Source organism: Streptomyces sp. NBC_01788, assembly GCF_035917575.1.
Lineage (GTDB): Bacteria > Actinomycetota > Actinomycetes > Streptomycetales > Streptomycetaceae > Streptomyces.
In genome coordinates, this window is record NZ_CP109090.1 from 3,799,289 (window position 1) to 3,823,550 (window position 24,262).

The 24,262-nt window shown below is 68.3% G+C and carries 15 protein-coding genes and 3 rRNA genes; 8 read left to right on the plus strand and 10 right to left on the minus strand.

Annotation, left to right across the window (positions count from 1 at the left end; genetic code table 11):
- Nucleotides 1-64: 64 nt before the first annotated feature.
- Nucleotides 65-1,192 (minus strand): phosphate ABC transporter substrate-binding protein PstS, encoded by a 1,128-nt coding sequence (gene pstS / locus OIE49_RS17255; protein WP_326803108.1) that lies wholly within the window; start codon nt 1,190-1,192, stop codon nt 65-67.
- Nucleotides 1,193-1,637: 445 nt separating this feature from the next.
- Between pstS and OIE49_RS17260 the strand changes: the two genes are divergently transcribed.
- Entirely contained in the window at nt 1,638-3,203 is a 1,566-nt protein-coding gene (locus OIE49_RS17260; RefSeq protein ID WP_326803109.1) for an FAD-binding oxidoreductase, read from the plus strand.
- 69 nt (nt 3,204-3,272) lie between these two features.
- Here OIE49_RS17260 and OIE49_RS17265 read toward each other — a convergent pair whose 3' ends face one another.
- The 3 genes from OIE49_RS17265 to OIE49_RS17275 form a co-directional block, all read right to left on the minus strand.
- Nucleotides 3,273-3,977, minus strand: coding sequence for a phosphatase PAP2 family protein (locus OIE49_RS17265; protein ID WP_326803110.1), 705 nt, complete (start codon nt 3,975-3,977; stop codon nt 3,273-3,275).
- 249 nt (nt 3,978-4,226) lie between these two features.
- Complete coding sequence (locus OIE49_RS17270) at nt 4,227-5,228, minus strand: C40 family peptidase (protein ID WP_326803111.1); 1,002 nt, start codon at nt 5,226-5,228, stop codon at nt 4,227-4,229.
- 145 nt (nt 5,229-5,373) lie between these two features.
- Entirely contained in the window at nt 5,374-6,228 is an 855-nt protein-coding gene (locus tag OIE49_RS17275) for a trypsin-like serine peptidase (protein ID WP_326803112.1), read from the minus strand.
- Between the two features lie 446 nt (nt 6,229-6,674).
- On the opposite strand from OIE49_RS17275, the gene OIE49_RS17280 reads away from it, so the two are divergent.
- The 6 genes from OIE49_RS17280 (at nt 6,675) to OIE49_RS17305 (ending at nt 13,967) form a co-directional block, all read left to right on the plus strand.
- Nucleotides 6,675-6,983 carry a hypothetical protein gene (locus tag OIE49_RS17280; protein ID WP_100569130.1) on the plus strand — a complete coding sequence of 103 codons (309 nt, stop codon included), beginning with the start codon at nt 6,675-6,677 and terminating at the stop codon, nt 6,981-6,983.
- 225 nt (nt 6,984-7,208) lie between these two features.
- Nucleotides 7,209-8,060: a hypothetical protein gene (locus OIE49_RS17285; protein WP_326803113.1), complete on the plus strand. Its 852-nt coding sequence runs from the start codon at nt 7,209-7,211 to the stop codon at nt 8,058-8,060.
- Complete coding sequence (locus OIE49_RS17290; RefSeq protein ID WP_326803114.1) at nt 8,050-9,384, plus strand: hypothetical protein; 1,335 nt, start codon at nt 8,050-8,052, stop codon at nt 9,382-9,384. The genes OIE49_RS17285 and OIE49_RS17290 overlap by 11 nt, the downstream gene beginning before the upstream one ends.
- Nucleotides 9,381-10,940: an SCO6880 family protein gene (locus tag OIE49_RS17295; protein WP_326803115.1), complete on the plus strand. Its 1,560-nt coding sequence runs from the start codon at nt 9,381-9,383 to the stop codon at nt 10,938-10,940. The genes OIE49_RS17290 and OIE49_RS17295 overlap by 4 nt, the downstream gene beginning before the upstream one ends.
- 14 nt (nt 10,941-10,954) lie before the next feature.
- Nucleotides 10,955-12,379 (plus strand): ATP-binding protein, encoded by a 1,425-nt coding sequence (locus OIE49_RS17300; protein WP_326803116.1) that lies wholly within the window; start codon nt 10,955-10,957, stop codon nt 12,377-12,379.
- A 13-nt stretch (nt 12,380-12,392) separates the two neighbouring features.
- Nucleotides 12,393-13,967, plus strand: coding sequence for a type IV secretory system conjugative DNA transfer family protein (locus OIE49_RS17305; protein ID WP_326803117.1), 1,575 nt, complete (start codon nt 12,393-12,395; stop codon nt 13,965-13,967).
- A 39-nt stretch (nt 13,968-14,006) separates the two neighbouring features.
- On the opposite strand, the gene OIE49_RS17310 is transcribed toward OIE49_RS17305, so the two are convergent.
- From OIE49_RS17310 to OIE49_RS17330, 5 genes are all read right to left on the minus strand, one after another.
- On the minus strand, nt 14,007-14,585 hold the full coding sequence (locus OIE49_RS17310; protein ID WP_326803118.1) for a GNAT family N-acetyltransferase: 579 nt from the start codon (nt 14,583-14,585) through the stop codon (nt 14,007-14,009).
- Nucleotides 14,586-14,654: 69 nt separating this feature from the next.
- Nucleotides 14,655-14,771, minus strand: a 5S ribosomal RNA gene (gene rrf / locus OIE49_RS17315).
- A gap of 88 nt (nt 14,772-14,859) precedes the next feature.
- Nucleotides 14,860-17,980: ribosomal RNA gene (locus tag OIE49_RS17320) — 23S ribosomal RNA — on the minus strand.
- 306 nt (nt 17,981-18,286) lie between these two features.
- Nucleotides 18,287-19,812: ribosomal RNA gene (locus OIE49_RS17325) — 16S ribosomal RNA — on the minus strand.
- Together the 16S, 23S and 5S rRNA genes form the textbook arrangement of a ribosomal RNA operon.
- A 671-nt stretch (nt 19,813-20,483) precedes the next feature.
- A complete protein-coding gene (locus tag OIE49_RS17330; RefSeq protein ID WP_100570358.1) occupies nt 20,484-21,047 on the minus strand; it encodes a MarR family winged helix-turn-helix transcriptional regulator in 564 nt (187 codons plus the stop codon).
- Between the two features lie 178 nt (nt 21,048-21,225).
- Here OIE49_RS17330 and OIE49_RS17335 point away from each other — a divergent pair, with 178 nt between their 5' ends.
- Nucleotides 21,226-22,497: an MFS transporter gene (locus tag OIE49_RS17335; RefSeq protein ID WP_326806254.1), complete on the plus strand. Its 1,272-nt coding sequence runs from the start codon at nt 21,226-21,228 to the stop codon at nt 22,495-22,497.
- 54 nt (nt 22,498-22,551) lie between these two features.
- On the opposite strand, the gene OIE49_RS17340 is transcribed toward OIE49_RS17335, so the two are convergent.
- Nucleotides 22,552-24,237: an ATP-binding SpoIIE family protein phosphatase gene (locus OIE49_RS17340; RefSeq protein ID WP_100570360.1), complete on the minus strand. Its 1,686-nt coding sequence runs from the start codon at nt 24,235-24,237 to the stop codon at nt 22,552-22,554.
- Nucleotides 24,238-24,262 lie beyond the last annotated feature (25 nt).

Consider the following 24,262-nt stretch of genomic DNA (forward strand, 5'->3'; position numbering starts at 1 on the left):
TCCTGGCGGCGGTGCACCGGAAGGTGCGGCCCGGCCCCGTCAGGGGGGCCGGGCCGCACTGGGATCAGCTCAGGCCGTCGATGGTGGTGCGGACCTTGCTGATGATCGCGTCGGGGATCGGCGCGTAGTCGTTCGCGGTGAGGATGCTCTGGCCCTCCTCGCTGGCGATGTAGCGCAGGAACGCCTTGGTGGCCGGCAGGGTGTCGGCCTTGTTGCCCTTGTCGCAGGCGATCTCGTACGTGACCAGGACCATCGGGTAGGCACCCTCGGCCTTGGTGTTGTAGTTCAGCTGCAGGGCCAGGTCGCTGCCGGTGCCGACGACCTTGGCGTCCGCGATGGCCTTGGTGGCGTTCTCGACGGAGGCCTTGACCGGGGCGGCGGCACCCGTGTTGATGTCGACCGTGGTCATGTCCTTGGCGTACGACAGCTCGAAGTAGCCGATCGCGCCCTCGGTCTGCTTCACCTGCTGGGCCACGCCGGAGGACTGCGGAGCAGCCTGGCCGCCCTTGGCCTGCCAGGCCTTGCCGCCCTCGTACTTCCAGTTCGCCGGGGTGGCGGCCTTCAGGTACTTGGTGAAGTTGTCCGTGGTGCCGGACTCGTCCGAGCGGTGGAACGCCTGGATCTTCAGGTTGGGCAGCTTGGCGTCGGGGTTCAGCTTCTTGATCGCCGCGTCGTCCCAGTTCTTGATCTTGCTGTCGAAGATCTTCGCCAGGGTGGGGGCGTCCAGGACGAGGCTGTCCACGCCCGGGACGTTGTAGCCGAGCGCGATCGGGCCGCCGACCATCGGCAGGTCGATGCCCTGACCGCCGTCGGTGCAGATCTTCTGGGAGGCGGTGACCTCTTCGGGCTTCAGCGCCGAGTCGGAGCCGGCGAAGGCGACCTGGCCCTGGGTGAACGCCGTGACGCCGGCGCCGGAGCCGCCGCCCTTGTAGTTGATCTGCACGCCACAGGCCTGGCTGAACTGCTTCACCCAGGCGTCGATCGCGTTCTTCTGCGCCGAGGAGCCGTCGGCGAGCAGCTGGCCCTTGGCGTCGTCACACTTGATGGAGCTGTTGGAGGCCGCGGTGCTGCTGTCGCTGCCGGCGTTGTTCTTGCCGGTGTCGTCAGAGCCGCACGCCGTGAGGGCCAGGGCGCCGGAGACGGCGAGTGCGCCGAGAGCGAGTGCCCGCCGGGTCTTGCGCTGAAGCTTCACTTGAGTTCCTTCCAGGAGCCGCCGTCCTGTTCGGCGGCGTGCGAGGTGTGGACGACACCGATGCACCGACGTGCGCATCAGCACCGGGTAAGGCCGAAATTAGGCAGAACAGGTGAAGCCGCCGATGGCCGGAAGTGAACGAGGGGTGAACCCCTGCCGACAGTGCGGTGAGGTCACGGAATGCTTACGTCGAGGCCACGGAAGGAGACATGGCCGGGGCGGGCCCGTCGCCATGGATCGGGGGCGCGCCGAACCCCCGGGGAACGCCGCGTTCCCCACCCCGCGGACCGCACCGTGCCGCCGGCCCGCGCGACCGAATCGGCCCGCGCCCGCGTGTCGGTGACGCCCCGACCGCCGTACTGTGGCAGTCCTGCGGCGCGGTTCCCCGGAACCCTCCGGGCCTCCTCGTCGTCTCGTTCCACAGGAACGATCAGGAGGTGCGGGCATGGAACGGCGGACTTTCCTGGGGGGCGGCGCGGCAGCGCTCGCCGCTGCCGCGACGAGCGCGTGCAGCGGCGGCACGGGCGCCCCGGCCCGGGCGGCGGCGGACCGGACGACCGCCCGGGAGATGTCGGCTGCCTCCGGCACCACCAGCACCCCGTCCGCCACCGGCTGGGCCGCGCTCGCCCGCTCCCTGCACGGCACCCTGATCCGCCCGGGCGACGCCTCCTGGACGACCGCCAAGCAGCTCTACAACACCCGCTTCGACAACCTCAGGCCCACCGCGGTCGCCTACGTGGCCAACGCCGACGACGTACGGACCGTGCTGTCCTACGCCCGCGCCCACCACCTCCGCGTAGCCGTCCGCAACGGCGGCCACTCCTACGGCGGCTGGTCCTCCGGCGACGGCCGGCTGATCATCGACGTCTCCAAGCTCGGCCAGATACGGGCGAGCGGCTCCTCCGCGGTGATCGGCGCCGGCGCCAAGCTCATCGACATCTACCGCACGCTCACCGCGAAGGGCGTCACGATCCCCGGCGGCTCCTGCCCGACCGTGGGCATCTCCGGCCTGGTCCTGGGCGGCGGTCACGGAGTCGTCGCCCGCGCCTACGGCCTGACCTGCGACAGCCTGACCGGGGCCACCCTCATCACCGCGGACGGCAGGCAGCTGACCGCCGACGCCACCCAGAACAAAGACCTGTTCTGGGCGCTGCGCGGCGCGGGCAACGGCAACTTCGGCGTCGTCACCGAACTGCGGTTCAGGACCCACCCCGCACCGCAGGCCGTGTCGGCGTACCTGACCTGGCCCTGGGCGAAGGCCGCGGCGGTGATGAAGGCCTGGCAGGAGTGGGGACCCGTCCAGCCGGACGAGATCTGGTCCTCGCTGCACCTGGAGAACACGGCGGGCGGCACGCCCAGGGTGTCCGTGGCCGCCTTCTCCCTGGGCACCTACGGCGCGCTGCAGAACGCGGTGGACCGCCTGGCCGCGTCGGTCGGCGCCCCGGCGTCGAGCGTGTCGCTCAGGCGCCACTCCTACTGGCAGGCCATGGACGCCTACGCCGGCTGCTCGTCCTTCCCGGTGGAGGCCCAGTGCCACCTGCCGGGCAAGACGCCCGGCCGCTCCCCGCAGGGCAGGCTCGGCCGCGAGACCTACGCGGCCCGCTCGGACTTCTTCGACCGCTCCCTGTCCTCGGCCGGCATCCGGACGCTGGTGGCGCAGCTGCCCTCGGTGCGCGGCGGCGCGGGCAGCATCGCGTTCACCGCGCTCGGCGGGGCGGTCAACCGGGTCTCCCCGACGGCGACGGCCTTCGTCCACCGACGCTCACGCATGCTGGCCCAGTACGTCGCCTCCTGGCGCCCGGGCACCACCGGCTCGGCGGCCCAGGCCTGGCTGACCTCGGCGCACGACGCCATGCGGCCCTACGCCTCCGGAGCGGCCTACCAGAACTACAGCGACCCCACCCTGAAGAACTGGCGCACCGCCTACTACGGCGACGCGGCGACCCGCCTGGCCAAGCTGAAGCGGCAGTACGACCCGCAGAACTTCTTCTCCTACCCGCAGGGCCTGTGACGCCCGGCGAGCCACCGTGAGACCCGGCAGCGGACGGCCGGGGCACGGCGGGGCGCCGGGGGCGCTCCGCTAGGCCGCCAGGTCCCGGTCCTCCGCCGACGCCCGCTCCCCGGCGGAGCAGCCGGAGACCACCGCGTCGCCCGCGCCGCCACGCCGCGCGCGCACCAGCCGGCCGCCCCACGCCGACCCCTCGACCGCCTTCATCAGCGGCGTGAGCAGGGCCATGGCCAGGGGGGAGAGCAGCAGCGCGACAGCCGTACCCAGCGCGAACCCGCCGACCACGTCCGTCGGATAGTGCACGCCCATGTAGACCCGGCAGAACCCCTCGAACAGCGCCAGCACGATCCCGGCCAGACCGAAGCGCCGGTCGACGACGAACAGCGCGACCGCCATCGCCATGGTGATCGTCGCGTGATCGCTCACGAAGGAGTAGTCGGTCTTGCCGGGCACCAGGACATCGAGCCCCCGATGGTCCAGGAAGGGCCGGGGCCGCTGCACGAAATCCCTTATCGGCACGTTCACGAGCACCGCGAGGCCGGCCGCCAGCGGCGCCCACACCAGCGCGGCCACGCCGGACGCCGCCCCCTCGCCGCCCCGGCGCCGCACGGACCACCAGCACCCCAGCACGAGCAGCACCATGGCGAGCAGCAGCCCGTACTCACCGACGAACTCCATGACCCGGTCGAACCAGTGCGGGGCGTTCCTGGCCAGGCTGTTGATGTCGTAGAGCAGGTCGACGTCGGGGTTCGACCCGGATTCGGCGAGTCCAGCCATCCTGCTGCGGCCCCTTCGTCGTGTCGTCGCGGGCGCACCCGGCGTGCGCCGCTCCAGCCCACCCCCGTGGTCGTAGATCCGCTTCCGCTGCACGCGCGCAGGGTCCGCACGCCACCGGACATCCACTTGGCTACGTCATCAGCAACGCACGACCCCGATGGATGCGTTCCGCACTCCACCGAACGATCACGCAGACGTTATCGAAGAGAGACTCGTCGCCGCAGCTCAGGGGGGCGGCTCACCCTCCGCTCACACCGCGGAGGGGAGCGCCTTCGCGCCGTCCTCGGTGACCCTGGTGGCCCCGAAGTAGTCGGGTGTGTCGACGGGATCGAAGCGGATCACGGCGCCCGTCCTCGGCGCGTCGATCATGTACCCGCCGCCGACGTAGATGCCGACGTGCCGGATGGCCCGCGAGTTGGTCAGGTCGTCGGAGAAGAACACCAGGTCACCCGGCAGGAGTTCGTCCCGCTTGGGGTGCGGCCCGGCGTTGTACTGGTCGTTGGCGACCCGCGGCAGCGTGACCCCCACGCTCTCGTAGGCGGCCTTGGTCAGGCCCGAGCAGTCGAACCGCCCGCCCTGCTCAGGGGTGCCGTTCCCGCCCCACAGATAACGCGTGCCCAGCTTGCTCTGCGCGTACGTGATGGCCGCCGCGGCCTGCCGGGAGGGGTCGACACGGGCGACGGGGGCGGCGAAGCTCTTCTCCAGGGTCGTGATCGTCTTCACGTAGTTCCGCGTCTCCGCGTACGGCGGCACGCCCCCGTGCCTGATGACCGCGTCGGCCCCCGCGTTGTAGGCCGCGAGCATGTTGTGCGTGGCGTTGCCCGGCACGCTCTTGACGTAGGAGGCGAGTTCGCAGTCGTAGGACGCGGCCGAGGGGATCGCGTCGTTCGGGTTCCAGACGTCCGCCTTCCCGTCGCCGTCGGCGTCGATGCCGTGCGTGGCCCAGGTGCTCGGGATGAACTGCGCGATCCCCTGCGCCGCGGCGGGACTCCTGGCGTTCGGGTCGAACCCGCTCTCCTGGTACAACTGGGCCGCCAGCAGAGCCGGGTTGATCGCGGGGCAGAGATTGCCCCATCTCTGCACGAGGGACTGGTACGCGGCCGGCACGGCGCCCTTGGCGAGCCCCACGGACCCGCCGCCCGCCCCGCCCGCGATGTTCCCCGCGGCGACGTAGACGCCGACGACGAGCAGGGCGACGAAGCTGAGCCCGGAAGCGACGACGGCGACCGCCACGATCCATGCCTTACGCACCGTCAACCGCCCCTCGTCGCACGGGAGTCCGCCGTCGACAGTGTAGAGGCGCCGGCACCGCTTTCCAGGTGATCACACACGGGCGCAGGGCAGCACGGCGGTCAGCCACCGTGCGACCCCGCGGCGAGGGGCGGCGCGGGGCGGATCAGGGAGCGGCGGTCGCGTTCTTGTAGAGCCGGTCCGCGGCGGCCCCCAGCACCACGCTGTACGACGTGTCCGCAGTCGAGCCGCCCGCCTCGTGGCCGCCGAGCACGCCGACGACCTCCTGGTCGCCGTTGATCCACGGGCTGCCGCTGGTGCCGCCGGTGAACTCCGGGCAGTCGATGCGCTGCTGCGTGCCGCTGTGGGCCCGCGGCCGGTTGGTGCAGCTGATGGGCACCTCGTGGGAGTCCGGGTAACCGGTGAGGGTGACCGCGGTCGCCCCGGTCGCCGCCCCGGTGAGGAAGCGGTTGGCGCCGACGGCGTCCTCGACACCCTTCCCGCCCTGCGGGGCGATCACAGCGAAGGCCATGTCGCTGTCCTCGTCCTGGTGCGCGGTCCAGTCGTCGGGCAGGAAGCGCTGCTTGACCTTCCACACCCCGTAGGGCGCCCGGCCGTCCCGGTACCCCGGCACGAACACCAGGTCGGAGTCCCCGCTCAGGCAGTGGGCGGCGGTGACGACGAGGTCGCGGTGGGGGCTGTGCACCACCGAGGCCGTACAGAAGTGGTTGCCGGCGAGGTCGTCGGCCTTGTCCGCGCCGAACAGCGCCCCGACCCGGGCACTCTGCGGGGTCTTGGACGTGACGGCGGTCACCCCGAGCGGTTCGGGCTCCTCGAACGGGCCGGTCATCCCATGCGGTCCGATCATGCTGAGCGCGCCCGGGCCGTCGTGCGCGGCCGCGACGGAGACCGAGGTCACGGCGAGCAGCACCAGCGTGGCGAACAGCGCCCGCGCACCGGCCCGGCGACGCCCGGGACGTGCGCGATCGGCGAGGCTCTCGATACCTGAGGTGCGCTTCATCAGGCTCCACTGTGACGGACGGGGATGAGAAACGGACCCCGACTTCCCTGAGATTCTCCTGTGAAACGCCCGTTCATCGTATGACCGGGCTCACACCGCCTCCCCCGACGCGCCCCGCCCGCCGGGACGCCGCCGGGGGCGCCGGGAACGCGGTGCCGACGCGGAGAAGCGTGAGACCATCGGCCACGGGCGACCGCTCACCCGACTGGTCGTCAGAACCCTTGCCGGCACGTGAGAAACGTCAACGACGGAACCACATCACGGGTTGCGGTCGGACTTCATTGCCCGGCGTGACCTGCCGTGATACACAGAGTGACCATACGTACGAAACCCACCAGGCAATGCCGTCAAGTCGACATACGGCGGCGTCATTGTCGGCGAGAATGGGCCTGCCCTCTGCACGAAGGCAGGGGAAGCGGAACTACCCAACAGGGGCGGTGACTTACATGCTCTTTGCGGCCGACAAGGGAGACATCAACACCATCATCGGCGGGATCGCTCCGAACTGGGGGCCCTTCGGCAGCCTGGGCAACGAGGCGAAGGTGATGATCGAGGTGGTGATGGCCGTGGCCATCCTGCTCTGCCTCGGCATCGCCATCTGGGGCGCCGCCAAACAGCGCATCGGCGCCACGGCCCTGCGCGACACGTTCAGTGCCGAACAGGGCAAGGGCCTGATCATCGCCGGACTGACGGGCGTGTTCATCATCGGCTCGCTCGGCACGCTCTTCACCATCGTGTACGGCATGGCCGTGTAACCGGCGCATACCCGCGCATGCCGCGCACGGTGCTCCGTGCGCACCGCCGGCCGGACCCTCCGGGCGCGCCCGGTGACCCCGCTGCCCCTACCCACCCACCGTGCCCACCGGCTGAGGTTGCGTTTCCCTGATGTCGAGTCACCACACCGCGTCCACGCGGGAACCAGCACGGCTACCGTCGTACTTCCAGGCATTCCGGTACGAGGTCGAGGGGGCGTACGGGGCATGAGTCGCTCAGACGGGCACGGGTACGGCGATTCGGCGCGCGCCGACGACGGGCCGTACGCGGGCGGGCAGACCCGCACCCGGCTCCCGGACCGGCCCGGCGACCCCTACGGAGGCGCGCGGCGCGGCGGCCGCTCGTCCTCGCGCAGCCTGATCACGGTGGTCGCCGTCGTCGTCCTCCTCATCGCCGCGATCGCCTTCGCGAACCGCTCAGGAGGCCGCTCCCCCGCCGCCGGCGGCGGCACCGCCGACAAGCCCAAGGCGGCGGCGACCGCGGCGACCGGCAAGCAGCCGGTCCACACGAAGACGGACGGCCTCCCGTCGGGCTTCGCCCACGACGAACAGGGAGCACAGAGCGCCGCCGCGAACTACGCCGTGGCCCTCGGCTCGACCGGCATGTTCAAGAAGGGCACCCGGCACACCCTCCTGGGCCTCCTCTACACCCCCGACGCGGCGGCCCGCCTCCAAGGACCCATGGACCAGGCCTACTCGGCGGACTTCCTCAACAGGATGGGCCTGGACGCGGACGGCAACCCGCCCGCCGGCAGCACGTTCGTCTCACGTGTGGCGCCGGTGGGCACCACCGTGCAGCAGTACAGCGACAGCAGCGCCAGGGTCGCGGTCTGGTACGTGGGACTCATCGGCATGTCCGCGAAGACCTCCACCGACCCGGTCACCTCGTCCTGGAAGACGTGGACGTTCGAACTCCAGTGGTCGAGAGGCGACTGGAAGATCGTCTCCGACTCGCAGAAGGCCGGCCCCGCCCCGGTCCCCGGCGACGACAGGGCCGCCACCTCCGACGAGATCCGCAAGGCCACCGAAGAGTACGGAGGGTTCACGTATGCCCGGTAGCAAGCAGCGCCTGCTGGGGCTCACCGGAGCCGTGGCAGCCGTGCAGACGACGGTCGTACTGCTGGCCACCCGCGCCGTCGCCGATCCCTCGCCCAGCCCGACGCCCTCGCCGACGGCGAGCAAGAACAACTGCGACCTCATCTTCGGCGACGCCAAGAAGTACTGCGAGCGCGGCAACGGCACCAGCAGCGGTTCCACGGCTCCCGACCCCACCTCCACCCTCGACCCCCTCTCCTCGCTCGCCAAGGGCTGTGCCGACGCCGCGTCGTGGACCGTCACCAAGCTCAGCAAGGCCGTGCAGGAGACGGCGAACGTCGACTTCACCAACCAGAAGTTCCTCCAGCAGTACGCGGTCGTGTTCGCCGCCTCGACCGTGCTCACACTGCTGCTCTGGCTGCTGGCCGTGGCCAAGCGCGCCGTACGCGGCGTACCGCTGTCCACCGCCATCTCCGAGGCGGTCGGCTTCCTCTGGCTGACCGTGCTCGCCTCCGCCTTCACCCCGCTGATCCTCTACACGGTCGTCTCGGCCACCGACGGCGTCTCCGACGTCCTCGCCAAGGCCACCGGCGACCAGGCCGGCACCTTCTTCGGCACGTTCTCCGCCGCGCTCGGCAAGGGCGAGAACATCGGCGGCGGACCGATCATGCTGATCGTCGTCTCCCTGGTCTCCATCCTCGCCGCCGGCGTGCTCTGGCTGGAGCTCGTCATCCGCGCCGCCCTGCTCTACGTCGGCGCCCTGCTCGGCACCGTCGTCTACGCCGGACTGGTCGACAAGAACCTGTGGGGCCACGTCCGCCGCTGGGCCGGAATCATGATCGCGGTGATCATGGTGAAGCCGGTCATCGTCATCGTGCTCGGGCTCGCCGGAGCGCTCTCCTCCGGCGACAACGGCCCCGGCGCCTTCTCCGCGGTCGTCTCCGGCCTCGCGATCATCCTGCTGGCCATCTTCGCGAGCGCCATGATCTACCGGTTCGTCCCGGGCTTCGGCGACGAGATCGCGGCCGGCCGCAACAACCGCATCATGCGGGGCGCCGAGGGCAAGGCCGCCGCGGTCATCAGCTCCCCGGCCACCATGGTCGCGCAGGGCATCAAGACCCACAGCACCCGCGCCGACAGCAACGGCGGCGGCCAGTCGTCCGCCCCCCGCCCGGCCAACCCGGCCGCCGGCGGCGTCGCCGCGCACAGCGCGCGCGTCCCGGACGGTGGCGGCGGATCCGGCCCCTCCACCACACCCGCTCCCCGCGCACCCAGCCCGGTGAACACCCCCCACGCCGGAAGCACCCGCAACAGCAGCACCAACCGCCCGGGAGGTGAAGGACGTTGACGACCGACTCCCACGTGTCCCACGCGGTCGCGTCCCGCCGTACCTATCTGATCGGCCGCGCCCGGCCGAACGCGATCGTCGGCCGCAACCGCGAGTCCGGCGAGATCGCCCTGATCATCGCGGGCGCGTTCATCGGCATGATGTGCGGACTGCTGGTCCCGGTGCTGCCCCTGCGCATCGTCCTGCTGACGGGCTTCCCGCTGCTGGCCCTGGCCGCGGTCTACGTGCCCTACCGGCACCGCACCTTCTACAAGTGGTTCGAGATCAACCGCAGCTACAAACGCACCGTCAAGCGCGGCGCCGTCTACCGCTCCAGCGTGATGGAGGCCGGAACGGGCCTGGACGGCCGCGAGGTCGAGATCGGGCCGCCGCCCGGCATCGGCCGGATCACCTGGCTCGCCGCGCCGTTCGGCCCCGACGAGATCGCCGTGCTGCTGCACGCCGACCGCAGAACCGTCACCGCCGCCATCGAGATCGAGGGCCCCGGCGTCGGCCTGCGCGACTCCGAGGACCAGGAAGCCCTCGTCGACCGCTTCGGCACCCTGCTCAAGCACGTGGCCAACGGCGACGGCTTCGTCACCCGCCTGCAGATGCTCGCCCGCACCCTCCCCGCCGACCCCGACGCCCACGCCAAGGACGTCACCGTACGCGGGGACGAACGGGCACCGCACTGGCTCCAGCAGTCCTACGACCAACTGCAGTCCATGGTGTCCACCAGCAGCGAGCAGCACCGCGCCTACCTCGTCGCCTGCATGCACTACACCCGCGAACTCGCCGCCGAGGCCCACGCCATGGCGCGGGCCGCCCGGCCCCACACGGGCCGCAAGCTGGACCGGGACGCCGGACTCGCGGTCGTCATGGCCCGCGAGCTGACCGACATCTGCTCCCGGCTCCAGGAGGCCGACATCCGCGTACGGCAGCCGCTCGGTCAGGGGCGGCTGGCCTCGCTGATCCACTCCATGTACGACCCGGACCACCCGATCGACCACATCCAGGCGATGACCAAGCGCAACGCCTGGCCGGCCGAGCTGGACGCCATGGAGCCGACGTACCTCCAGGCCAAGACCCGCGAGTCGTCGACCCGCGCCCCCTGGTGCCACGCCACCGCGTGGGTCAAGGAATGGCCGATGACCCCGGTCGGCGTGAACTTCCTCGCGCCCCTCCTCGTCCACACCCCGGACGTCATCCGCACCGTCGCCGTCACGATGGACCTCGAACCCACCGAGATCGCCATCGAACGCATGCTGACCGAGAAGACCAACGACGTCGCCGAGGCCAGCCGCGCCGCGAAGATGAACCGCACCGTGGACCCGCGCGACGTCGCCGCCCACAGCCGCCTCGACCAGCGCGGCGAGGACCTCGCCAGCGGCGCGGCCGGCGTCAACCTGGTCGGCTACATCACCGTGTCCTCCCGTTCCCCCGAGTCCCTGGCCCGCGACAAGCGGACGATCAGGGCCTCGGCCGGGAAGTCCTACCTGAAACTCGAGTGGTGCGACCGCGAGCACCACCGCGCCTTCGTGAACACGCTCCCGTTCGCCACCGGAATCCGACGGTAGGGGCTGATGCTCTGATGCGGGACCCGCTGACCTCACTCACGGACGCCTTCACCACCTTCCTGTTCGGGAAGGTGGAGACGACCCGGCTGCCGGTGAGAACGTCCACGGGCCAGGCCCAGGCGGTCTACCTGCCCACCGCCGCGCCCGGCCTCGGCGACTCGGGCGTCATCATCGGCCGCGAGGTGTACTCCGGAAAGGGCTACATCTACGACCCCTTCCAGCTCTACGGCCAGCAGCTCCCCGCCCCGCACTGGCTGGTCCTCGGCGAGTCCGGCAACGGCAAGTCGGCGCTGGAGAAGACCTACGTCCTGCGCCAGCTCCGCTTCCGCGACCGCCAGGTCGTCGTCCTGGACGCCCAGGGCGAGGACGGGGTCGGCGAGTGGAACCTCATCGCGGAGCAGCTGGGCATAACGCCGATCCGGCTGGACCCGATGGCGGCCCTCGACCACGGCATCCGGCTCAACCCCCTGGACCCGTCGATCACGACCACGGGCCAGCTCGCGCTGCTGCGCACCATCATCGAGGTCGCCATGGGGCACGGCCTGGACGAGCGTTCCGGCTTCGCGCTGAAGGTCGCCCACGCCTACGTCAACGAGACGATCGTGGAACGCCAGCCGGTGCTGTCGGACATCGTCGAGCAACTCCGCCACCCCGAGCCGGAGTCGGCCGAGGCGATGAACGTCGCCATAGACGACGTACGGGCCTGGGGCCTGGACGTGGCGCTGGTCCTGGACCGGCTGGTCGACGGTGACCTGCGCGGCATGTTCGACGGCCCCACCACGGTCGGCATCGACCTGGACGCGCCCCTGATCATCTTCGACCTGTCCCACATCGACCGCAACTCCATCGCCATGCCGATCCTGATGGCGATCGTCGGCGTGTGGCTGGAGCACACCTGGATCCGCCCCGACCGCAAGAAGCGCATCTTCCTGGTCGAGGAGGCCTGGCACATCATCAACAGCCCGTTCGTGGCCCAGCTGTTCCAGCGGCTGCTGAAGTTCGGCCGCCGGCTCGGTCTGTCGTTCGTGGCCGTCGTCCACCATCTGTCAGACGTGGTGGACGGGGCGGCGGCCAAGGAGGCCGCCGCGATCCTGAAGATGGCCTCCACCAGGACGATCTACGCCCAGAAGGCGGACGAGGCGAGGGCGACGGGAGGGGTGCTCGGCCTGCCCAGGTGGGCGGTCGAGATCATCCCGAGCCTGACCCCCGGTATCGCGGTCTGGGACGTCAACGGCAATGTCCAGGTGGTCAAACACCTGGTCACCGAGACCGAACGGCCGCTGGTGTTCACCGACCGCGCCATGACGGAGTCCTCCAGCGACCGCCTCGCCGACGACAGCCTGCGCGCCGCGGAGCTGGAGGCGGAGGAGCGGGCGGCGGCCTTCATGGGACAGCACATCGGCGACCTGGGCGGCTCCTCCGAGTCGACGGTGGCCTAGAGGGGGCGCGCGCGTGAGACCGGACGACCGCGACCACGGACAGGGCCGCCAGGGCCGTCGGGACGGCCAGGGCGGCGTTCCCGACGGCCTGCTGGTCGGCGTCATGGCCTTCCTGCTCGGCATGACCCTGCTGGTGTGGACGGCCACCGGACTCGCCGGCCTGTTCACCCACGGCTCCTGGCCCGCCGGGGTCGCCTTCACCCGCACGCCGCCGGCGATGCGCCACCTCATCACCGACCCGCACGACATCCCCGCCGCCTGGCCGGACACTCCGCCGGACGCGCTGTCGGGCTACGGGCTGTTCTGGGGCCTGTTCATCGGCCAGCTGATGGTGCTGCTCGTACTGACCGTGTTCGTGATGGGCACCGTGGCCCGCTGGCGAGCCGGACGGCTGCGCAGACGGGCGGAGAGGGCGGCGGCCCGGGAGCGGGCGACGGCGCCGGAACCCCAGGAGGCGCCCGCGCCGGTTCCGCACGAGGTGCCCACCCAGCGGGCGGCCCCGCAGCCCGGACGGCCGCTCGTGGCCGCCCAGCAGTCCGCCGAGGCCCCGCAGGAGGCCGCGCCGGCGGCCCCGCAGTCCTCGAACCGGGCGGAACCCGCGGCCCCGCCCACGCAGCCCCTCATGCCCCTCGCCGCCGGCCGTCACGGCGGGCCGGCCGGCGGACGGGAGACGATCCTGACCGCCCCGCGGGAAGTCCGGCAGGCGGCCGCGGCCCAGGCGATCCGGGACGCGGCGGGCCCGGCCCTCGTCATCACGTCGAACCCCGTCCTGTGGCAGGACACGAAGGACTCACGGGCCAAGCTGGGCCCGGTCCTCCTCTACGACCCCGGCCACCTCTGCGACACCCCGGCCCGCCTCCACTGGTCCCCCACGGCGGGCTGCGAGGACAAGGCGACGGCGGCCGCCAGAGCCGCCGCGCTGCTCGCCCCGGTCCGCCCCGCCGCCAAGGTGGACCAGGCGACCGGCGACACCGCGGAGACCCTTCTGCGCAGCTTCCTGCACGCCGCCGCCGTCGACGGCCGCGCGATCCGTCACGTCCATCGCTGGGCCCAGGGCACACAGGTCCAGGAGGCCGTGCGGATCCTCCGTACGAACCCCAAGGCCGCCGCCGGTTCTGCCGGCGAGCTGGAGTCCTCGCTCACCTCGTATCCCGAACGCCGTGACATGGCCCAGGAGTTGACCGGTCGCGCACTGGCCTCACTGGTCACGGTCAACATCCGCGAGGCCTGCACTCCCAACCGAACTGATGCGGTCGCCCTGGATTCCTTCGTGAACGAAGGGGGCACGCTTTATGTGGTCGGCGAATCCCTCGAGGATCCCCGGACCGACCCGGGTGCGATGCCCCTCCTGACGGCACTCGCCTCAAGCGTGGTCGAGCGCGGCCGGCGCATGGCCGAACGGTCATCCTCCGGTCGCCTCGACCCACCACTCACGCTCATCCTGGACGACGTGGCCGCCGTCGCCCCGCTTCCCCAGCTCCCGGAGCTGCTGGCCGCCGGAGCCGGCCAGGGGCTGCCCACGCTGGTCCTGCTCCGCTCCCGCGAACAGGCCCGCGCCCGCTGGCCGCACGCCGAGCTCCCGGCATGACCCGCGGCTGTCGCCAGGCCCCTCCTGCTCCCAGGGCCCTCAGGGGCGTTCGAGGACGTACTCCAGTTCGGACTCGGCCGAGCCGGCCGTCAGCGGCACGCTGACGCCGCTCGGCAGGAACCCGATCCTGCGGTAGAAGCGCAGGGCCCGCCCATTGTCCTCGTGCACGATGAGCCGCACCCGCCCCACGTCGATGTCCCAGGCCCATTGCAGGGCCTCGTCGAACAGCAACTCGGTCAGCCCGCACCCACGGTGCTCGGGTCGCACATAGACACCTACGACGTGCCCCTGCCGCCGCTCGACCGGGAACCCGGCCCAGTCCGTCGTGCCGGCCTCCTCGACGAGCACGGTCACGCTTCCGACCCACTCGCCGTCCGGCCCCTCCACGATGAACTGCCGAGCGCCACCTGCCGACCCCACGGAAGCCCCGGCCGTCCGCTCCTGCCAGAACGAGTCGGGCCTGGCCATGGCGTCGTCGTACGTCTCCAGAAAGGCGAGGTGGGCCACCGGGTCCTGGAGGGCGACCAGTCGCAGCGCCTTCGCGGCGGGCCACTCCTCGGCGCGTACGGCACGGACGACGTACTGCTCGGTGCTGCTGGTGCTGCCAGGGCTGCTCATGAGCCCACGGTAATGGACAAAAAAGAAAGGGCCCACACCTTTTCGGTGTGGGCCCTTTCATCAAAATTTGTTCGGCGGCGTCCTACTCTCCCACAGGGTCCCCCCTGCAGTACCATCGGCGCTGTGAGGCTTAGCTTCCGGGTTCGGAATGTAACCGGGCGTTTCCCTCACGCTATGACCACCGAAACACTATGAAACTATCAACCGGAGCCGTAACACATGGCTACGACGGTTGTTCGTGGTTTCAGAACCAACACAGTGGACGCGAGCAACTGAGGACAAGCCCTCGGCCTATTAGTACCGGTCACCTCCACACGTTACCGTGCTTCCAGATCCGGCCTATCAACCCAGTCGTCTACTGGGAGCCTTACCCCATCAAGTGGGTGGGAGTCCTCATCTCGAAGCAGGCTTCCCGCTTAGATGCTTTCAGCGGTTATCCCTCCCGAACGTAGCCAACCAGCCATGCCCTTGGCAGGACAACTGGCACACCAGAGGTTCGTCCGTCCCGGTCCTCTCGTACTAGGGACAGCCCTTCTCAAGACTCCTACGCGCACAGCGGATAGGGACCGAACTGTCTCACGACGTTCTAAACCCAGCTCGCGTACCGCTTTAATGGGCGAACAGCCCAACCCTTGGGACCGACTCCAGCCCCAGGATGCGACGAGCCGACATCGAGGTGCCAAACCATCCCGTCGATATGGACTCTTGGGGAAGATCAGCCTGTTATCCCCGGGGTACCTTTTATCCGTTGAGCGACGGCGCTTCCACAAGCCACCGCCGGATCACTAGTCCCGACTTTCGTCCCTGCTCGACCCGTCGGTCTCACAGTCAAGCTCCCTTGTGCACTTACACTCAACACCTGATTGCCAACCAGGCTGAGGGAACCTTTGGGCGCCTCCGTTACTCTTTAGGAGGCAACCGCCCCAGTTAAACTACCCATCAGACACTGTCCCTGATCCGGATCACGGACCCAGGTTAGACATCCAGCACGACCAGACTGGTATTTCAACGACGACTCCACAACCACTGGCGTGGCCGCTTCAAAGTCTCCCAGCTATCCTACACAAGCCGAACCGAACACCAATATCAAACTGTAGTAAAGGTCCCGGGGTCTTTCCGTCCTGCTGCGCGAAACGAGCATCTTTACTCGTAGTGCAATTTCACCGGGCCTATGGTTGAGACAGTCGAGAAGTCGTTACGCCATTCGTGCAGGTCGGAACTTACCCGACAAGGAATTTCGCTACCTTAGGATGGTTATAGTTACCACCGCCGTTTACTGGCGCTTAAGTTCTCAGCTTCGCCCCACCGAAATGGAGCTAACCGGTCCCCTTAACGTTCCAGCACCGGGCAGGCGTCAGTCCGTATACATCGCCTTACGGCTTCGCACGGACCTGTGTTTTTAGTAAACAGTCGCTTCTCGCTGGTCTCTGCGGCCACCCCCAGCTCACCGTGTAAAACGGATCACCAGACGTGGCCCCCCTTCTCCCGAAGTTACGGGGGCATTTTGCCGAGTTCCTTAACCATAGTTCACCCGAACGCCTCGGTATTCTCTACCTGACCACCTGAGTCGGTTTAGGGTACGGGCCGCCATGAAACTCGCTAGAGGCTTTTCTCGACAGCATAGGATCATCCACTTCACCACAATCGGCTCGGCATCAGGTCTCAGACACATGCCAGGCGGATTTACCTACCTGACGTCCTACACCCTTACCCCGGGACAACCACCGCCCGGGATGGACTACCTTCCTGCGTCACCCCATCACTCACCTACTAACCGCTTGGTTCGGCGGCTCCACCACTCCCCCTCACTCCGAAGAGATCAGAGGCGGCTTCACGGCCTTAGCATCACGATGCTCGATGTTTGACGCTTCACAGCGGGTACCGGAATATCAACCGGTTATCCATCGACTACGCCTGTCGGCCTCGCCTTAGGTCCCGACTTACCCTGGGCAGATCAGCTTGACCCAGGAACCCTTAGTCAATCGGCGCACACGTTTCTCACGTGTGTATCGCTACTCATGCCTGCATTCTCACTCGTCAACCGTCCACAACTACCTTCCGGTGCTGCTTCACCCGGCAGACGACGCTCCCCTACCCATCACGATCCCCGTTGGGGGTACATATCGCAATGACACGACTTCGGCGGTACGCTTGAGCCCCGCTACATTGTCGGCGCGGAATCACTAGACCAGTGAGCTATTACGCACTCTTTTAAGGGTGGCTGCTTCTAAGCCAACCTCCTGGTTGTCTGTGCGACTCCACATCCTTTCCCACTTAGCGTACGCTTAGGGGCCTTAGTCGATGCTCTGGGCTGTTTCCCTCTCGACCATGGAGCTTATCCCCCACAGTCTCACTGCCGCGCTCTCACTTACCGGCATTCGGAGTTTGGCTAAGGTCAGTAACCCGGTAGGGCCCATCGCCTATCCAGTGCTCTACCTCCGGCAAGAAACACACGACGCTGCACCTAAATGCATTTCGGGGAGAACCAGCTATCACGGAGTTTGATTGGCCTTTCACCCCTAACCACAGGTCATCCCCCAGGTTTTCAACCCTGGTGGGTTCGGTCCTCCACGAAGTCTTACCTCCGCTTCAACCTGCCCATGGCTAGATCACTCCGCTTCGGGTCTTGAGCGTGCTACTCCATCGCCCTATTCGGACTCGCTTTCGCTACGGCTACCCCACTCGGGTTAACCTCGCAACACACCGCAAACTCGCAGGCTCATTCTTCAAAAGGCACGCAGTCACGAGATGCAGCAAGCTGCATCCGACGCTCCCACGGCTTGTAGGCACACGGTTTCAGGTACTATTTCACTCCCCTCCCGGGGTACTTTTCACCATTCCCTCACGGTACTATCCGCTATCGGTCACCAGGGAATATTTAGGCTTAGCGGGTGGTCCCGCCAGATTCACACGGGATTTCTCGGGCCCCGTGCTACTTGGGTGTCTCTCAAACGAGCCGCTGACGTTTCGACTACGGGGGTCTTACCCTCTACGCCGGACCTTTCGCATGTCCTTCGTCTACATCAACGGTTTCTGACTCGTCCCACGGCCGGCAGACCGTGGAAGAGAGATCCCACAACCCCCACGACGCAACCCCTGCCGGGTCTCACACGTCGTAGGTTTAGCCTCATCCAGTTTCGCTCGCCACTACTCCCGGAATCACGGTTGTTTTCTCTTCCTGCGGGTACTGAGATGTTTCACTTCCCCGCGTTCCCTCCACTTGCCCTATGTGTTCAGACAAGGGTGACAGCCCATGACGACTGCCGGGTTTCCCCATTCGGAAACCCCCGGATCAAAGCCTGGTTGACGACTCCCCGGGGACTATCGTGGCCTCCCACGTCCTTCATCGGTTCCTGGTGCCAAGGCATCCACCGTGCGCCCTTAAAAACTTGGCCACAGATGCTCGCGTCCACTGTGCAGTTCTCAAACAACGACCAACCACCCGTCACAACCCGCCGAAGCAGATTTTTACCGGGGCCGGCAACCGAAGACCCGACCAGACGGCCGTGCCCTCAGACACCCAACAGCGTGCCCGACACCCTCGCCGCTGAGATCCACGTTCCACGCCGAAGCAGTACTAGTGGTCCCAACCGGACCGAGTGTGCCGAATAATCAACGTTCCACCCATGAGCAACCAGCACCGGACATTCGCCGATGTACTGGCCTCTGACCGAGCGAACCCGGTAAGAAGTGCTCCTTAGAAAGGAGGTGATCCAGCCGCACCTTCCGGTACGGCTACCTTGTTACGACTTCGTCCCAATCGCCAGTCCCACCTTCGACAGCTCCCTCCCACAAGGGGTTGGGCCACCGGCTTCGGGTGTTACCGACTTTCGTGACGTGACGGGCGGTGTGTACAAGGCCCGGGAACGTATTCACCGCAGCAATGCTGATCTGCGATTACTAGCAACTCCGACTTCATGGGGTCGAGTTGCAGACCCCAATCCGAACTGAGACCGGCTTTTTGAGATTCGCTCCACCTCACGGTATCGCAGCTCATTGTACCGGCCATTGTAGCACGTGTGCAGCCCAAGACATAAGGGGCATGATGACTTGACGTCGTCCCCACCTTCCTCCGAGTTGACCCCGGCGGTCTCCTGTGAGTCCCCATCACCCCGAAGGGCATGCTGGCAACACAGAACAAGGGTTGCGCTCGTTGCGGGACTTAACCCAACATCTCACGACACGAGCTGACGACAGCCATGCACCACCTGTACACCGACCACAAGGGGGGCACTATCTCTAATGCTTTCCGGTGTATGTCAAGCCTTGGTAAGGTTCTTCGCGTTGCGTCGAATTAAGCCACATGCTCCGCTGCTTGTGCGGGCCCCCGTCAATTCCTTTGAGTTTTAGCCTTGCGGCCGTACTCCCCAGGCGGGGAACTTAATGCGTTAGCTGCGGCACCGACGACGTGGAATGTCGCCAACACCTAGTTCCCACCGTTTACGGCGTGGACTACCAGGGTATCTAATCCTGTTCGCTCCCCACGCTTTCGCTCCTCAGCGTCAGTAATGGCCCAGAGATCCGCCTTCGCCACCGGTGTTCCTCCTGATATCTGCGCATTTCACCGCTACACCAGGAATTCCGATCTCCCCTACCACACTCTAGCTAGCCCGTATCGAATGCAGACCCGGGGTTAAGCCCCGGGCTTTCACACCCGACGTGACAAGCCGCCTACGAGCTCTTTACGCCCAATAATTCCGGACAACGCTTGCGCCCTACGTATTACCGCGGCTGCTGGCACGTAGTTAGCCGGCGCTTCTTCTGCAGGTACCGTCACTTTCGCTTCTTCCCTGCTGAAAGAGGTTTACAACCCGAAGGCCGTCATCCCTCACGCGGCGTCGCTGCATCAGGCTTTCGCCCATTGTGCAATATTCCCCACTGCTGCCTCCCGTAGGAGTCTGGGCCGTGTCTCAGTCCCAGTGTGGCCGGTCGCCCTCTCAGGCCGGCTACCCGTCGTCGCCTTGGTGAGCCATTACCTCACCAACAAGCTGATAGGCCGCGGGCTCATCCTTCACCGCCGGAGCTTTCAACTCCCGCAGATGCCTGCAGGAGTGATATCCGGTATTAGACCCCGTTTCCAGGGCTTGTCCCAGAGTGAAGGGCAGATTGCCCACGTGTTACTCACCCGTTCGCCACTAATCCCCACCGAAGTGGTTCATCGTTCGACTTGCATGTGTTAAGCACGCCGCCAGCGTTCGTCCTGAGCCAGGATCAAACTCTCCGTGAATGCTTGCTCGGCCAGTAAATTAATACTGCCGGCGACACATCACGAGAGCGGAACCAGAGGGGAGGAATAGTCCCCTCGGTTCACAGCGTCCTCGCTGTGTTTTTTCAAAGGAACCTCGTCCCAGCGAATGCTGGAGACGGGGTATCAACATATCTGGCGTTGATTTTTGGCACGCTGTTGAGTTCTCAAGGAACGGACGCTTCCTTTGTACTCACCCTCTCGGGCTTTCCTCCGGGCTTCCCTTCGGTGTTTCCGACTCTATCAGATCTTTTTCCGATCCGATTTCCTCGGTGCTTTCCAGGTTTCCGCTCTCGCGTTTTCCTTTCCGGCGGTTCCGACTCTATCAGATCTTTTCTCGACCTGACTCCCAGTCAGCGGGATTTGTCTTTCCGGCTGTTGGGCCGTTCCGACGTCTCAAACCTTAGCGGATCCTCTCGGCGATTCCCAATCGGGCCCTTCGGGCGCCGATCAAGATCGACGAGTCCCACTCGAAATTAAATTCGGACGCGCCGAAAACAATCCCGGACGGGAGATCATGCTGGTGGTTTGGGTGCCGCTGCTGCGGCGGATGTGTCGTCGAGGAACCCTTACGGCTCCGCGGCAACCCGGAGAACATTACGGATCCGGCAGGCGACTGTCAAGCGTCCCGGCCAGGGGTTCTCACAGTGTTCTCAGTCGAGGTCGCTGAGCCGTCCGCCGGCGTCCGGCTGGGCGTGCTCCACGCGGCGAAGGAGCCTGATCAGGATCTCGCCGAGGGCCGTGCGCTCGGCCGGGGACAGGTCCTGGAGGAGGTCGCCCTCGAAGACCGTGGCCAGTCGCATGACCTCGAGCCACTTCTCGCGGCCCTCGGACGTCAGCTCCACGATGACGCGGACCCGGTTGGCCTCGTCGCGCTCCCGGGTGACCAGCCCCTCGGCGACCATCCGGTCGATGCGGTGGGTCATCGCGGCGGGAGTGAGGCCGAGACGCTTGGCGAGGTCGCTCGGGCCCAGACGGTAGGGAGCGCCGGACAGGACGAGGGCCTTCAGCACCTCCCAGTCGGCGTTGCTGATGCCGAGCGCCGCGGTCTGCCGGCCGTAGGCCACGTTCATCCGGCGGTTCAGCCGGGACAGCGCGGAGACGATCTGCTCGACCTGGGGGTCGAGGTCCTGGAACTCGCGCTGGTAGGCGGCGATCTGCTCTTCGAGCGCGGGCTCGGTGCCGATGCCGTCGATGCCGCCGGGGGTGTCGCCCATGTTCGCAGTATGGCACGGGACCGCTTGGCGTTGAAGTCCTTCCAGGTGTACTGTTTAGCTTCGAACTTTAGCTTCGAAGTCTTCAGTTCTAACCACTGACCACTTCAAGCAACCTCCTGTCCACTACTTGCTACCTGCTTCAGAGAGGGTGAACGTGACCAGGGCGATGGGCGCAGCGATGCGCCGGATCCACGTGGGCAACGCACTCAGCGCGTTCGGGCTCGGCTTCACCGTTCCCTACCTGTACGTCTATGTGGCGCAGGTGCGGGGTCTGGGAGCCATGACGGCGGGAATCGTCCTCGCCGTCTTCGCCGTGGCCGCGCTGATCGTGCTGCCGTTCGCCGGCCGGGCGATCGTGCGGCGCGGCCCGCTGCCGGTCCTGCTCGCCGCCCTGGTCACGGCCGCGCTCGGCGCCCTGAGCCTGGGACTGGCAGGCGGAGCCGGAGCCGTGCTGCTGTCGGCGGCGGCGCTCGGCGCCGGTCAGGCCGTGATGCAGCCGGCGCTGGCGACGATGATCGTGGACTGCTCGACGGCGGAGACGCGGTCGCGGGCGTTCGCGATGCAGTTCTTCCTGCAGAACCTCGGGCTGGGCGTGGGCGGCCTCATCGGCGGGCACCTCGTCGACACCACCCGGGTCTCCTCCTTCACTCTGCTGTTCGCGATCGAGGCGGCGGTGTTCCTGCTGCTGGTCGTACTGATGGCGACGGTGCGGATGCCGCGCTCCCCGCGGATCGCCGACGATCCGGCAGAGGCGGGAAGGACGGCGGGGACCGGCTGGCGGCAGCTCGTCGGGAACCGCGCGATGGTGCAGCTGTGCGGGCTGGGCTTCGTGCTGTTCTTCGCCTGCTACGGGCAGTTCGAGTCGGGCCTGAGCGCGTACGGCGTGGAGGCCGCCGGCATCGACACCTCGACGCTCGGGACGGCACTGGCCGCGAACACGCTGATGATCGTGGTGGCGCAGTTCGCCGTGCTGAAGTTCGTGGAGCGCCGTCGCCGGTCGCGGGTGATCGCGGCCGTGGGGCTGATCTGGGCCGTGGCGTGGGCCGCGGCGGCGTACGCGGGGCTCGGGCACGGCAGCCGGGCGATGGCCACGGCCGCGTTCGTCTCGACGTACGCCCTGTTCGGGCTCGGTGAGGCGATGCTGTCGCCGACGGTCGCCCCGCTGGTGGCGGACCTCGCTCCGGAGGGGATGGCAGGGCAGTACAACTCGGCCTTCGCCCTGGTGAAGCAGCTCGCGCTGGCGCTCGGCCCGGCCGCGGGCGGCCCGCTGGCGGCCTCGCTGCCCGGGCCGTACGTGGTGACGTTCCTGGTGTTCTCGCTCCTGATCACCGTCCTGGCGCTGCGGCTGGGCCGTGGACTCAGTGCGGCGCAGGACCATCCGTGGGCCGCGCGGAGCCGCGTGGTCGCCCGGGGCGGGGTGGCCGCGGAGCCGGTGGGCGCCGAGGCGTGAGCCGGTGCCCGTCCGCCGGGGTACGGACCCCCGCACCCCGGCGGACGGTCCGGGTCAGCGCGGGCCCCGTCGGCCCGCCGGCCCCGGCAGGGTGAACTCGCACCAGACCGCCTTGCCGCCGCCCGGGGTTCTGCGCGCACCCCAGCTGGTGGCGATGGTGGCGATGATGGCGATGCCGCGGCCCGACTCGTCGCCCGGGTCGGCGCGGCGGCGCCTGGGGAGGTGGTCGTCGCCGTCCGTGACTTCGACGATGAGCCGGCGGTCGGTGCGCCTGAGCCGCAGCCGCATGGGCGGGGTGCCGTGCTGGAGCGAGTTGGCGACCAGTTCGCTGGCGGCGAGGACGCCGAGGTCGTGCAGCTCGGGCGGGAAGCGCCAGCTGGCGAGGACGCCCGTGGCGAACGCACGCGCGCGTGGGGCCGCTTCCACTCCGCCGAGCAGTTCCAGTGCCGCGTTGCGGAACAGTTCGCCGTCCGGGCCGGTGCGGGCGGGGTGCTGGAGGACGAGGACGGCCACGTCGTCGTCGTGGTCGGCCTGGACACCGGCCGAGCGGACCAGTCGGTCGCAGACCACCTGCGGGGAGCCGGTGGCGCCGGCCAGCGCGCGTTCCAGCGCCGCGATCCCCTCGTCGAGGTCCTCGTCGCGGCGTTCCACCAGGCCGTCGGTGTAGAGGACCGCGGTGGAGCCGGGGCCCAGCGGGACCGAACCGGAGGCGTGCACCCATCCGCCGGTGCCGAGCGGCGGGCCGGTGGGTTCGTCGGCGCGCAGCACGGTGCCGTTCTCGTCGCGGACCAGGATCGGCAGGTGCCCGGCGGAGGCGTACACCAGGCGGCCCTCGTTGGGGTCGTGGACGGCGTAGACGCAGGTGGCGATCTGGTTGGCGTCGATGTCCGCGGCAAGGCCGTCCAGGAGTTGCAGGATCTCGTGCGGGGGCAGGTCCATGCGGGCGTAGGCGCGGACGGCGGTGCGCAGTTGGCCCATGACCGCGGCCGCGCGCACCCCTCTGCCCATCACGTCGCCGATGACCAGTGCCGTGCGGCCGCCGCCGAGGGTGATGACGTCGTACCAGTCGCCGCCGACCGCGGCCTCCGTGCCGCCCGGCTGGTAGGTGGCGGCGATGCGCAGGTCGTCGGGCTGCTCCAGCACCTGGGGCAGGAGCGAGCGCTGGAGGGTGACGGCGGTCTCGCGCTGCCGGCGCTCGCTGGCGCGCAGGCGTTCGGCGGCGTCGGCGTGGTCCGTGACGTCGGTGGCGAAGACCAGGACTCCGCGGCCGTCGCGGTCGTCGCCCTTCGGTTCGGCGACCGGGGTGCACGTGAACGTGTACGAGCGGCCGTCGGGTGCCTTGCGGGACTTCAGGGTGCGGGGCCTGCCGCTGCGCAGCACCTGGTCCAGGAGCGGGAGCAGGCCCAGTTCGCGCAGTTCGGGCAGGGCCTCGCAGGCGGGTCCGCCGAGCGGACGTACGCCGAAGGCCGCCGCGTAGGCGTCGTTGACGTAGGCGATGCGGTGGTCGGGGCCGTGGACGAGGGCGACGAGGGCCGGGACGCGGTCGAGGACCTCGCGTGCGGGGAGTTCGTCGACGGCGGGCACCGGTGCTGTGTCGTCGGTCAGTTGTTCGGCACGGGCCGCGGGTACGGTGCCGTCCGCCCGCCCGTCCGCGACGGTCGCGAGATCGGGCCGCGCCGCCGCGCGGCGCTGCGTTCCGGTGATGCCGGGGAGCCGGGCGCTCCAGCGCGTGAAGTTCACGAATCCTTGCCTCGTGTCGTCGTCT